9 protein-coding genes are annotated in these 12,692 nt (G+C 75.2%); 6 read left to right on the top strand and 3 right to left on the bottom strand.

Annotated features, from left to right (window positions below):
* Positions 1-49 precede the first annotated feature (49 nt).
* Entirely contained in the window at positions 50-2,503 is a 2,454-nt protein-coding gene (locus tag ACFYVJ_RS25815; protein WP_388895868.1) for a DNA topoisomerase (ATP-hydrolyzing) subunit A, read from the bottom strand.
* A 177-nt stretch (positions 2,504-2,680) separates the two neighbouring features.
* On the opposite strand from ACFYVJ_RS25815, the gene ACFYVJ_RS25810 reads away from it, so the two are divergent.
* From ACFYVJ_RS25810 to ACFYVJ_RS25800, 3 genes are all read left to right on the top strand, one after another.
* A complete protein-coding gene (locus tag ACFYVJ_RS25810) occupies positions 2,681-4,036 on the top strand; it encodes a M16 family metallopeptidase (protein WP_388895865.1) in 1,356 nt (451 codons plus the stop codon).
* A gap of 20 nt (positions 4,037-4,056) precedes the next feature.
* Complete coding sequence (locus ACFYVJ_RS25805) at positions 4,057-5,421, top strand: M16 family metallopeptidase (RefSeq protein ID WP_388896057.1); 1,365 nt, start codon at positions 4,057-4,059, stop codon at positions 5,419-5,421.
* Positions 5,422-5,572: 151 nt separating this feature from the next.
* A complete protein-coding gene (locus tag ACFYVJ_RS25800; protein WP_326800397.1) occupies positions 5,573-6,262 on the top strand; it encodes a GntR family transcriptional regulator in 690 nt (229 codons plus the stop codon).
* A gap of 117 nt (positions 6,263-6,379) precedes the next feature.
* Here the strand turns inward: ACFYVJ_RS25800 and ACFYVJ_RS25795 are convergent, their stop codons facing one another.
* Positions 6,380-6,664 carry an HPr family phosphocarrier protein gene (locus tag ACFYVJ_RS25795; protein ID WP_388895863.1) on the bottom strand — a complete coding sequence of 95 codons (285 nt, stop codon included), beginning with the start codon at positions 6,662-6,664 and terminating at the stop codon, positions 6,380-6,382.
* Between the two features lie 221 nt (positions 6,665-6,885).
* On the opposite strand from ACFYVJ_RS25795, the gene ACFYVJ_RS25790 reads away from it, so the two are divergent.
* From ACFYVJ_RS25790 to ACFYVJ_RS25780, 3 genes are all read left to right on the top strand, one after another.
* Positions 6,886-9,900, top strand: coding sequence for a GNAT family N-acetyltransferase (locus tag ACFYVJ_RS25790; RefSeq protein WP_388895860.1), 3,015 nt, complete (start codon positions 6,886-6,888; stop codon positions 9,898-9,900).
* A gap of 187 nt (positions 9,901-10,087) precedes the next feature.
* Positions 10,088-10,678, top strand: coding sequence for a DUF5998 family protein (locus ACFYVJ_RS25785; protein ID WP_047018498.1), 591 nt, complete (start codon positions 10,088-10,090; stop codon positions 10,676-10,678).
* A complete protein-coding gene (locus ACFYVJ_RS25780) occupies positions 10,678-11,892 on the top strand; it encodes an alkaline phosphatase family protein (RefSeq protein WP_388895857.1) in 1,215 nt (404 codons plus the stop codon). The genes ACFYVJ_RS25785 and ACFYVJ_RS25780 overlap by 1 nt, the downstream gene beginning before the upstream one ends.
* A gap of 45 nt (positions 11,893-11,937) precedes the next feature.
* Here ACFYVJ_RS25780 and ACFYVJ_RS25775 read toward each other — a convergent pair whose 3' ends face one another.
* Positions 11,938-12,654, bottom strand: coding sequence for a VOC family protein (locus ACFYVJ_RS25775; protein ID WP_388896054.1), 717 nt, complete (start codon positions 12,652-12,654; stop codon positions 11,938-11,940).
* Between the last annotated feature and the right edge of the window lie 38 nt (positions 12,655-12,692).

The following is a 12,692-nucleotide window of genomic DNA, read 5'->3' as shown; positions in this document are numbered from 1 at the left end:
AGACCGGCCCCGGCCCCGGCCCCGCGCCCGCCCACCACGGAACCGTGGACTACACCGGCCCCGCCACCGCCGTCACCTGCTTCGCCAGCGGCGTCCCCGAGCCGTCCCGGCGCGGGTCCGGCTCCGGCAGCTCCACCGGGCCGCCCGTACGCCCCGCCGCGCGGGCCGGCACCGGCCCCGCCCAGGCGAACGTCAGGCCGTCCTCGCCCTTCAGGAACCGCTGGCAGCGCACGCCGCCCGTCGCCCGCCCCTTCCGCGGGAACTGGTCGAACGGCGTCAGCTTCGCCGTCTGCACCCACGCACCGTCCAGCGCCCCCGTGGAGCCCGCGACCGTCAGCACCGCCGCGTCGGCCGCCGGGTCGACCACGTGGAACGCGACGACCTTCGCGCCGTCGGCCAGCTTCACCCCCGCCATGCCGCCCGCAGGACGGCCCTGCGGCCGCACCTGCCCCGCGGGATAGCGCAGCAACTGCGCGTCGCTGGTGACGAACACGAGGTCCTCCTCGCCCGTGCGCAGCTCCGCCGCGCCGACGATCCGGTCGCCGTCCTTGAGCGTGACGACCTCCAACTCCTCCTTGTTCGCCGGGTAGTCCGGCACCACCCGCTTCACCACGCCCTGCTCCGTGCCCAGCGCCAGGCCGGGCGAGGACTCGTCGAGCGTGGTGAGGCAGACGACCTTCTCGCCGTCCTGAAGCGTGAGGAACTCCGAGACCGCCGCGCCGCCGGCCAGGCTCGGCCGGGCCGCGGTCTCCGGCAGCACCGGCAGGTCGATCACCGACACCCGTAGCAGCCGCCCCTCCGAGGTCACCGCCCCGATGTGCGCCCGCGACGTCGTCGGCACGGCGGAGACGATCACGTCGTGCTTGACGCGCTTCGCCGGCGCCGGCTCGCCGAAGGGATCGCCGTTGGCGGTACGGGCGAGCAGCCCCGTGGACGACATCAGCACCCGGCACGGGTCGTCGGACATCTCCAGCGGCACCGCCGCGGCCGGCTCCCCGCCGGCCTCCAGCAGCACCGTGCGGCGCTCGCTGCCGTACTTCTTCGCCACCGAGGACAGCTCCCCGGACACCAGCTTGCGCAGCTCCGCGTCCGACTCCAGGATCCGCGTCAGCTCCTCGATCTCCGCCGTCAGCCGGTCCCGCTCGGCCTCCAGCTCCAGCCGGTCGAACTTCGTCAGCCGGCGCAGCGGGGTGTCCAGGATGTACTGCGTCTGGATCTCGGAGAGCGAGAAGTGGCGGATCAGCCGCTCCTTGGCCTGCGCGGCGTTCTCGCTGGCCCGGATGATGCGGATGACCTCGTCGATGTCGAGCAGTGCGACGAGCAGGCCCTCCACCAGGTGCAGCCGGTCGCGGCGCTTGGTGCGCCGGAACTCGCTGCGCCGCCGCACCACCGTGAAGCGGTGGTCGAGGAAGACCTCCAGCAGCTCCTTCAGGCCCAGCGTGAGCGGCTGGCCGTCGACGAGCGCCACGTTGTTGATGCCGAAGGTCTCCTCCATCGGCGTGAGCTTGTACAACTGCTCCAGCACGGCCTCGGGGTGGAAGCCGTTCTTGATCTCGAAGACCAGCCGCAGCCCGTGCTCGCGGTCGGTGAGGTCCTTCAGGTCGGCGATGCCCTGCAGCCGCTTCGCCCCGATGAGGTCCTTGACCTTGGCGCGGATCTTCTCCGGGCCCACGGTGAAGGGCAGCTCGGTGACGACGATGCCCTTGCGGCGCGCGGAGACCTGCTCCACCGTCGCGGTGGCGCGGATCTTGAAGCTGCCGCGGCCCGTCTCGTACGCGTCCCGGATGCCGTCGAGGCCGACGACCCGGCCGCCGGTGGGCAGATCGGGCCCCGGCACGTACCGCATCAGGGTCTCCAGGTCGGCGCCCGGGTGCCGGATCAGGTGCCGCGCGGCGGCGATGACCTCGCCCAGGTTGTGCGGCGGCATGTTGGTCGCCATCCCGACCGCGATCCCCGAGGCGCCGTTCACCAGCAGGTTCGGGAAGGCGGACGGCAGGGCGAGGGGCTCCTGCTCGCTGCCGTCGTAGTTGGGGGCGAAGTCGACGGTGTCCTCGTCGATCGACTCGACCATCAGCGTCGCGGCGGGCGCGGGGCGGCACTCGGTGTAGCGCATGGCCGCGGGCGGGTCGTCGTTGCCGAGGGAGCCGAAGTTGCCGTGGCCGTCGACCAGCGGCAGCCGCATCGAGAACGGCTGCGCCAGGCGCACCAGCGCGTCGTAGATGGCGGAGTCGCCGTGCGGGTGCAGCCGGCCCATCACCTCGCCGACGACGCGCGCACACTTCACGTACGACCGCTCTGGGCGCAGGCCCATCTCGTTCATCTGGTGCAGGATGCGGCGGTGTACGGGCTTCAGGCCGTCGCGGGCGTCGGGGAGCGCGCGGGAGTAGATGACCGAGTACGCGTACTCGAGGAAGGAGCCCTGCATCTCGTCCACGACGTCGACGTCGAGGATCCGCTCTTCGAACTCCTCTGGCGGCGGGGCACTGCTTCTGCGGCGGGCCATCTCGGCTGCTGCTCCTCATCGGCTCGTTCACGGGCGGTCGGCGTGCGCCCCCATTGTGGACCCACGCGCCGACATCGCCGACCACGACCCGGCGCACAGCCCCCGGCATACAGTGGGGGCGCGACACCGGACGTCCGGTGTCCCGCGAACAGCAGCGATCGAAGGGACTCCATGCCCATGGGTCAGACGGCCACCCCGCAGGCCAACTCAGGCGGACTGACACTGGAAGAACACCGCTTGGACAACGGGCTGCGGGTCATCCTCTCCGAGGACCATCTCACGCCCGTCGCCTCGGTGTGCATCTGGTACGACGTGGGCTCGCGCCACGAGGTGGCAGGACGCACCGGCCTCGCCCACCTCTTCGAGCACCTGATGTTCCAGGGCTCCGCGCAGGTCTCCGGCAACGGGCACTTCGAACTGGTGCAGTCCGCCGGCGGCTCGCTCAACGGCACCACCAGCTTCGAGCGCACCAACTACTTCGAGACCATGCCGGCCCACCAGCTCGAACTGGCCCTGTGGCTGGAGGCCGACCGGATGGGCTCGCTGCTCACCGCGCTCACCCAGGAGAGCCTGGACAACCAGCGCGACGTGGTGAAGAACGAGCGCCGGCAGCGGTACGACAACGTGCCGTACGGCACGGCGTTCGAGAAGCTCGCCGCGATGACGTACCCCGACGGGCACCCGTACCACCACACGCCGATCGGCTCGATGGCCGACCTGGACGCCACCTCGCTCGCGGACTGCCAGGAGTTCTTCCGCACGTACTACGCGCCGGGCAACGCGGTGCTCTCCGTCGTCGGCGACATCGACCCGGCGCAGACGCTGGCCTGGGTGGAGAGGTACTTCGGCTCCATCCCTGCGCACGACGGCAAGCAGCCCCCGCGCGACGGCTCGCTGCCCGACACCCTCGGCGGCGCGCAGCGCGTGCCGCTCGCCGAAGAGGTGCCGTCGCGGGCGCTGATGGCCTCGTACCGGCTGCCCGAGGACGGCACCCGCGAGGCCGACGCCGCGGACCTGGCCCTGACCGTGCTCGGCGGCGGCGAGTCGTCCCGCCTCTACAACCGCCTGGTGCGCCGCGACCGGCTCGCCGTCGCGGCCGGGTTCGGCATGCTGCGGCTCGCCGGCGCGCCGTCGCTCGGCTGGCTGGACGTCAAGGCGTCCGGCGGCGTCGAGGTGCCCGCCATCGAGACCGCCGTCGACGAGGAGCTGGCGCGGTTCGCGGAACAGGGGCCGACGCCCGAGGAGATGGAGCGGGCGCAGGCGCAGTTGGAGCGCGAGTGGCTGGACCGGCTCGCGACCGTCGGCGGCCGGGCGGACGAGTTCTGCCGCTACGCCGTGCTCTTCGGCGACCCGAAGCTCGCGCTCGGCGCGGTCGAGCGGATCCTCGGCGTCACCGCCGAGGAGGTGCAGGCCGTCGCCAAGGCGCGGCTCATCCCGGAGAACCGCGCGGCCCTCGTGTACGAGCCCACCGCCCCCGCCGCCGACGAGAACGACGGTGCCGCGGGCGCCGAGGAAGACGAGGTTCAGGCGTGACCGCCGAGACGACCAGCACGATGACCTTCCACCCCCGCCCGCAGGGCGGCGAGGCGCGGCCCTGGGCCTTCCCGGCCCCCGACCGCACCACCCTCGCCAACGGGCTGACGGTGCTCACCTGCCACCGGCCGGGACAGCAGGTCGTCGCCGTCGAGGTGTGCCTCGCCGCGCCGCTGGACGCCGAGCCCGCCGGTCTCGACGGCGTCGCCATGATCATGGCGCGGGCCTTCTCCGAGGGCACCGACACCCACACCGCCGAGGAGTTCGCCGCCGAGCTGGAGCGCTCCGGCGCCACCATCGATGCGCACGCCGACCACCCGGGCGTCCGCGTCTCGCTGGAGGTCCCCGCCTCCCGGCTGCGCCGCGGCCTCGGCCTGCTCGCCGACGCGCTGCGCGCGCCCGCCTTCCCGGACGACGAGATCGAGCGGCTGGTCGCCAACCGGCTGGACGAGATCCCGCACGAGCTGGCCAACCCCGGCCGGCGCGCCGCGATGGCGCTGTACGCGGAGCTGTTCGACGCCGGCGACCGGCTCTCCCGCCCCCGCTGGGGCACGGAGGAGTCCGTCGCGCGCGTCGACGCCGCGTCCGTACGGGCCTTCTACGACGCCCACGTCCGGCCCGCCACCGCGACCGTCGTGGTCGTCGGCGACCTGACCGGCGCCGACGTCGACGACGCGCTGGCCGGCACCCTCGGCGCCTGGACCGGCACCCCCGCCGAGGCCCGCCCGCTGCCGCCGGTGGCCGCGGACGACACCGGCCGGGTCGTCATCGTCGACCGGCCGGGCGCGGTGCAGACGCAGATGCTCGTCGGCCGGGTCGGCGCCGACCGGCACGACGCGGTCTGGCCCGCCCAGATCCTCGGCACGTACTGCCTGGGCGGCACCCTCACCTCGCGCCTGGACGTCGTGCTGCGCGAGGAGAAGGGCTACACCTACGGCGTCCGCGCCTCCGCCCAGTCGCTGCGCTCGCCGGCCGACGGCACCGGCGCCGCGCTGCTGGCCATCGGCGGCTCCGTGGAGACCGACGTGACCGGCCCCGCGCTGGCGGACACCTGGCAGGTGCTGCGCTCGCTGGCCGACGGGCTGACCGACGCGGAGCGGGACGCGGCCGCGGACTTCCTCGTCGGCGTGGCCCCGCTGCGGTACGAGACGTCCGCTGCCGTCGCCGGCACGCTGGCCGACCAGGTCGAGCAGCAGCTCCCGGACGACTACCAGGCCCGGCAGTACGCCAGGCTCGCCGACACCGGCACGGTGGAGGCGACGGCGGCGGTGCTGAGCGCGTTCCCCACGGACCGGCTCGTCACCGTGCTCGTCGGCGACGCGGAGAAGATCGCCGAGCCGGTGCGGGAGCTGGGCATCGGTGAGGTCAGGGTCGTGTCCGGCTGATTGCCGGCTTTTACCGCGGACCGCGGTGAACGGCCCGTAGCAGACCGGAAAGAGCCCGGCGGTGACGCCGGGCTCTTTCGCGTTCCTGCCGCAATTCGCATACCGCTGCCATACTGTTCACCCGGCGGCGCTAAGGGGCGTGGATGATGCGGTGTGCGCGGTGAACGGCGGTATTTCACAGGCGGTGTGCTCGGCGATCCGCGACGACATCGTCTCGGGATTCTTCGCCCAGGGCGCCCGGCTCGCCGAGGAGCACCTCGCGCGCCGGTACGGCGTCTCGCGGGTGCCCGTCCGCGAGGCGCTGCGGACGCTGGAGTCGGAGGGCTTCGTCACCACGAAGCGGCACGCAGGCGCCTGCGTCGCCGAGCCCACCGCGCAGGACGCCGCGGACGTGCTGGAGATACGCGCGCTGCTGGAGCCGCTGGGCGCCGCCCGCGCGGCGCAGCGGCGCACGGAGGCCCATCTCAAGGTGCTGCACGGGCTGGTGAGGCTGGGCAGGGAGCGGGCGCAGCGCGGGCATGTCGCCGAGCTTCCGTCGCTGAGCACGTGGTTCCACGAGACGCTGGCGCAGGCCACCGGCAGCCGGAACCTCACCGCGCTGCTGGTGCAGGTGCGCCGGAAGGTGGCCTGGCTCTACGGGGCCTCGCCCGCGGTCCGGACGGTGGAGGCGTGGGACGAGCACGGGGCGATCGCCGACGCCGTGGCGCGCGGGGACGCCGAGCGGGCGCGGAGCCTGGCCACGGTGCACGTGGAGCGTTCGGCGGGGGCGTACGAATTGCGCAGAACCGTGCGCGTGAGTTCCCGGAAACATGCCGTAAACACGGGAAGCGATCAGCCGTAACAATGACGTGCCCGCGGAAATCGTCGGGGGCAGCGGAATATGCGGGACACGGGAATTCGGGCGGCGGTAACCGGCCAATTCAGTCCCGCGGGGTGCGCGGATTTGCGCGTACGGGCGTCAGACGGTTTCCGGCAGTTCGTCCAGGCCCTCCCGGACCAGCTTCGCCAGCCGGTCGAGCGCGCGGTCCGAGGCGTCGTCCTCGGAGGCGAGGACGATCTCGTCGCCGCCCTTCGCGCCCAGGCCCAGCACGGCCAGCATGGAGGCGGCGTTGACGGCGTTCCCGTCGGCGGCCTTCGCGATCGTCACCGGGATGCCGGCGGCGGTGGCCGCCCGCACGAAGATGGACGCGGGACGGGCGTGCAGCCCCTCGGCCCAGCCGACGGTGACGCGGCGCTCAACCATGGTGTTGCCCTTCCCTCGTTCTAGTTGTCTAGACCATCCTTGCACGCGCGCCGAGCCGGCCTGACCGCGGCCGGACCGCGGCCGGCCTGTGCTTACGTCCCGGAGCGCGGCCTGCGCCGCCCGCCCCGCCCGCCCGCGGTGCCCGGCACGCCCCGCGGTCACCTCAGACTGCCCTGCCGCGCCCGCTCCCGCCAGCGTGCGCGGACCGTAACCTGGGCCCCATGGCCACTCCGTCGGCACACGAGTACCCCACCCACTGGGAAGCCGACGTCGTGCTGCGCGACGGCGGCACCGCACAGGTCAGGCCGATCGTCCCGGACGACGCCGACCGGCTCGTCGCGTTCTTCGACCGGGTCTCCGACGAGTCCAAGTACCTGCGCTTCTTCGCCCCCCACCCCCGGCTGTCCGCCCGGGACGTCCACCGCTTCACCCACCACGACTACGTCGACAGGGTGGGCCTGGCGGCCGTCGTCGGCGACGCCTTCATCGCCACCGTGCGCTACGACCGCATCGAACCCGCCGCGGACGGCGCCGCGCAGGCCGAAGTCGCCTTCCTGGTCCAGGACGACCAGCAGGGCCGCGGCGTCGCCTCCGTCCTGCTGGAGCACATCGCCGCGTGCGCCCGCGAGCGCGGCGTACGCCGCTTCGTCGCCGACGTGCTCCCCGCCAACAGCCGCATGATGAAGGTGTTCACGGACGCCGGCTACACCCAGAAGCGCAGCTTCGAGGACGGCGTCGTGCGGCTGGAGTTCGAGCTGGAGCCCACCGAGCGCTCGCTCGCCGTCATGCACGCCCGCGAGCAGCGCGCCGAGGCCCGCTCCGTCCAGCGGCTGCTCGCCCCGCGCTCCGTCGCCGTGATCGGCGTCGGCCGCCGCCCCGGCGGCGTCGGCCGCACCGTCCTCGCCAACCTCCTCGCCGCCGGCTTCACCGGCCGCCTCTACGCCGTCAACCACGCCTATCCGGAAGGCCAGGACCGGCTCCTGCCCGAGGACGTCCCCGCCCGCCGCTCCGTACGGGACATCGACGAGCCCGTCGACCTCGCCGTCGTCGCCGTGCCCGCCGCCCGCGTCCCCGGCGTCGTCGACGACTGCGGGGAACAGGGCGTCCAGGGACTCGTGGTGCTCTCCTCCGGCTACGCCGAGGCCGGCGCCGCCGGGCGCGCGCGCCAGCGCGACCTCGTCCGGCAGGCCCGCGGCCACGGCATGCGGGTCATCGGCCCGAACGCCTTCGGGGTCCTCAACACCGCCCCGCCCGTACGCCTGAACGCCACCCTGGCCCCCGAGCCCGCGGGCAGCGGCCGCGTCGGGGTCTTCACCCAGTCCGGCGCCATCGGCATCGCGCTGCTGTCCGGGCTGCACCGGCGGCCGGGCGCGGTGCTCACCGGGGTGTCCACGTTCGTCTCCGCGGGCAACCGCGCCGACGTCTCCGGCAACGACCTGCTGCAGTACTGGCACGACGACGGCGCCACCGACGTCGTCCTCATGTACCTCGAATCCCTCGGCAACCCGCGCAAGTTCACCCGCCTCGCCCGCCGCACGGCCGCCGTCAAGCCGGTCGTGGTCGTCAAGGGCGCCAGGCACAGCGCCAGTACGCCGCCGGGACACGCCGTGCCCGGCACGTCGGTGCCCGCCGAGACCGTCGGCGCGCTGCTGCGCCAGGCCGGCGTCGTCGCCGTCGACACCGTCACCGAACTCGTCGACACCGGGCTGCTGCTCGCCGCCCAGCCGCTGCCCGCCGGGCCGCGGGTCGCGATCGTCGGCAACTCCGACTCCCTCGGCCTCCTCGCGTACGACGCCTGCCGCGCCGCCGGACTGCGCCCGCTGCCCCCGCACGACCTGACCGCCGCCGCGGCGCCCGGGGACTTCCGGGCCGCGGTCGCCGGTGCGCTGGCCGACGAGGGCTGCGACGCGGTGCTGGTGACGGCCATCCCCTGGGGCATCCCCGGGCCCCTGGGGCCCAGGGGACGGGTCGCCGACCCCGACGTGCCCGCGCTCGCCGCGGTGCCGGGGCCGCAGGACGCCGGGGCGCTCGCGGACGCGCTGCGCGCGGCGGCGGCCGGGGCGACGAAGCCGGTGGCCGTCGTCCACCTGGAGATCGAGGGCCTGCCCGGCGCCCTGGCGGCCCCGCCGGACGGCATCCCGACGTACCCGGCGGGGGAGCGGGCCGCGCGGGCGCTGGCGCAGGCGGTGCGGTACGCCCAGTGGCGCCGGCGGGCGGCGGACCCGGGGCGGGTGCCGGAGTACGACGACCTGGACCCGGCCGGGGCGGCCGCGGACATCGCCGGGCTGCTGGGGGAGCGGGGGCGGGCCGCCGGGGACGAGGGCGGGGTCCCCCCGGACTGGGCGCCGGACGCTGCCCGGCGGGAGTCTGCCGCCGGTGCGGGGCGGGCCGCGGCCGGTACGGCGGGGCGGTCGGGTGCGGCGGAGGCCGGAGCGGGCGGCACCGTCACGGGCGGCGGGCAGGCGGGTGCCGCCGGCGAGGCGGCGGCCCGTACGCCCGGGTACGCCTCCGCGGCCTCCGCGGCGCCCCCGGCCGACGTGGAGGGTGTGCCCGTCGACGTCCCCGAGCGGGCCGCCGCGCGCGTGCTCGGCCGCTACGGGATCAACGTGCTGCCGGCGCTGCCCGCCCCCGACCCGGACGCCGCCGCGGCCGCCGCCGCCCGGCTCGGCTACCCCGTGGCGCTCAAGACCACCGCCGTCCACCTGCGGCACCGCCCCGACCTCGGCGGCGTACGCCTCGACCTCGCCGGCGAGGACCAGTTGCGCCTCGCCCACGCCGAGCTGACCGGCACCCTCGGCGCCGCCGCCGAGGTGCAGCCCGTGGTGCAGGCCATGGCCCCGCGCGGCGTCGACACCGTGGTACGGGCCACCGTCGACCCCGGCGTCGGCGCGGTGCTCTCCTTCGGCCTGGCCGGCGCCCCCTCCGAACTGCTCGGCGACCTCGCGCACCGGCTCGTGCCCGCCACCGACCGCGACGCCGCCGAGCTGATCCGCGCCATCCGCGGCGCCCCGCTGCTCTTCGGCTGGCGCGGCGCCCAGCCCGTGGACACCGCGGCGCTGGAGGAACTGCTGCTGCGGCTGTCGATCTTCGTCGACGAACACCCCGAGGTGGTCTCCGCCGAGTTGTCCCCCGTCGTGGTGGCCCCGCGGGGTGTCAGCGTGCTCTCCGCCGCCCTGCGGCTGGCCCCGCCGCCGCCCCGCATCGACCTCGGCGCCCGCCGCATGCCGCGCTACTGACCCGCGGCACCCTGGCGCCGGGCGGACCCGGGCGGGGCACCGGCCGGCGTCCGGCGCCCCGACCGGCCCGGATGCCGGCCCGCGCCCGCGCGGCGGCCGGTGCGCGCGCCAACCCGGGTGCCCCGTCGGCCCCCCGAGCCTCGCGACAGCGGACCGGGGCGGCCCTTCCGGGCCGTAGGATGGGCGCATGGCTAAGACCGGGACCGCGACCAAGGGGCTGCGCGCGGCGATCGAGCGCAGCGGCTACTACCCCGCCCTCGTGGCGGAGGCGGTGGAGGCCGCCGTCGGCGGGGAGCCCGTGTCCGCGTACCTGGTCCACCAGGAGACGACGTTCGACGCCAACGAGGTCCGGCGGCACGTCACCGTGCTCGTGCTCACCGACAGCCGCTTCATCGTCAGCCACACCGACGAGCAGGCCGCGGACACCACCTCCCCGACGCCGTACGCCACCACCTCCACCGAGTCCGTCAAGCTCGCCCGGATCTCCTCCGTCGTCCTCAGCCGCGTCGTCGGCAACCCCGAGGCGTACACCCCGGGCACCCTGCCCCGCGAGGTCGTCCTGACCGTCGGCTGGGGCGCCGTCAGCCGCCTCGACATGGAGCCGGCCACCTGCGGCGACCCCAACTGCGACGCCGACCACGGCTACACCGGCTCGGCCACCGCCGACGACCTGAGCCTGCGCGTCAGCGAGGCCGGCGACGGTCCCGAGACCGTACGGCAGGCCCTGACCTTCGCCCAGGCGCTCTCCGAGGCCACCGCCGCCGGCCCCGAAGCCTGATGGCCGCCACGGGGGGGACACCGGGCAGCGGCACGCAGGACGGTACGCCACCGGGCGCCGGTGACTGGCCCGCGCCGCTCGACCCGGCCGCCGCGCCCGCCCCCCGTTACGGCACCCGCTCGCTGGCCGACCTGCTGCCCAGTGCCGCCGCGGGACTCGGCGTCCCCGGCTTCGCCCCGGCCCTCGCCGGGGTCGAACCGGCCGACCGCGTCTGCGTGTTCCTCATCGACGGCCTGGGCTGGGAGCAGTTGCTCGCCCATCCCGAGGACGCCCCGTTCCTGCACGGCCTCGCCACCGGCGAGCCGCTGACCGCCGGCTTCCCCGCCACCACCGCCACCTCCCTCGCCTCCGTCGGCACCGGGCTGCCGCCCGGCGCCCACGGCCTGCCGGGCTACACGGTGCGCGACCCGGAGACCGGCGAGCTGATGAACCAGTTGCGCTGGCACCCTTGGACGGCGCCGCGCGCGTGGCAGCCGTACCCCACGGTCTTCCAACTGGCCCACGACGCCGGCGTGCACACCGCGCAGGTCTCCTCGCCCGTGTTCGAGACCACTCCGCTGACGACGATCGCGCTCAGCGGCGGCACCTTCCACGGCCGGCTGTCGGGGGAGGAGCGGATGGACGTCGCCGCGGAGCAGCTCGCCGCCGCGGACCGCACGCTTGTCTACACGTACTACAGCGAGGTCGACGGCAACGGCCACCGGCACGGCGTCGACTCCGACGCCTGGCGCGGCCAGCTCGGCTACGCCGACCGCCTCGCCCGCCGGCTCGCCGAGCAACTGCCGCCGCGCGCGGCGCTCTACGTCACCGCCGACCACGGCATGGTCGACATCCCCTTCACCGCCGACGCCCGCTTCGACGTCGACGAGGACTGGGAGCTGCGCGCCGGCGTGCGCCTCCTCGGCGGCGAGGGCCGCGCGCGGCACGTGTACGCCGCCCCGGGCGCCGCCGCCGACGTGCTCACCGTCTGGCGCGAGGTGCTGGGCGAGCGCGCCTGGGTGGCGAGCCGCGAAGAGGCCGTCGCGCTGGGGTGGTTCGGGCCGAAGGTCGACGAGCGGGTACGGGACCGGCTCGGGGACGTCATCGTCGCCGCGGCCGACGACATCGCGATCGTCGCCACCCGCACCGAGCCGAAGGAGTCGGCGCTCGCCGGCATGCACGGCTCGCTGACCCCGGCGGAGCAGTTGGTCCCACTGCTGACCGTACGCTCCTGACCCGCGCCGCCGGCCGCGGCCGGGCAAACCGGCGGCGCCGTACGGCTAGTGCGGCGTGCGCACCAGCGTGAACCGCGCGCCCTCGACGTCCGCGACCTCCGCCATCCGCCCCGCGGCCGTCTCGTGCGGCTCGCGCACCAGCCGCCCGCCCAGCTCCACCGCCCGCCCCACGGACGCGTCCACGTCGGTGACTTCGAAGTGCGTCGTCCAGCGCGGCCCCGTCTCGCGCAGCGTCTCCTCGCCGGCGGCGCAGACCGACGCCACGGGCCGGTCCTGGACGTAGAGCGTCGCGGTGTCGCCCTCCGAACGCACGTCGTAGCCGAAGACCAGCTCGTAGAACTTCGCGACCATCGTCGGCTCGGCCACCAGCAGGTCGTTCCAGACCGGCGTGCCGGGCCGCGCCCGCCGCTCCACCTCCGGGGGCTGCCGCGGCTGCCACACCCCGAACACCGCGCCCGCCGGGTCGGAGCAGATCGCCTTGCGGCCGGCCGCGTCGGCGTCGAGCGGGCCCACCCCCACCGTCCCGCCGCAGCAGCGCACCAGCTCGGTGGCGGCGTCGGCGTCGTCGGTCGCGAGGTACGGGGTCCAGGCCACCGGCAGCCTGCGCTCCGGCGCCATCGCGCCGATCCCGGCGACCTGGCCGCCGTCGAGGTGCGCCAGCCGGTACGCGCCGAGCGTGCGCGGGCCCTCCTCGAAGGCCCAGCCGAACAGGCCCCGGTAGAACTCCTCGGTCGTGTCCAGCCCGTGCACCATCAGGCTCACCCAGCACGGTGTGCCCGGCGCGCTGAGGATCGCTCCCT

The sequence above is a fragment of the Streptomyces sp. NPDC004134 genome, from assembly GCF_042874195.1.
Classification (GTDB): domain Bacteria; phylum Actinomycetota; class Actinomycetes; order Streptomycetales; family Streptomycetaceae; genus Streptomyces.
The sequence above is the reverse complement of the archived record's forward strand: the minus strand, read 5'-3'. Positions and strand labels throughout refer to the sequence as shown.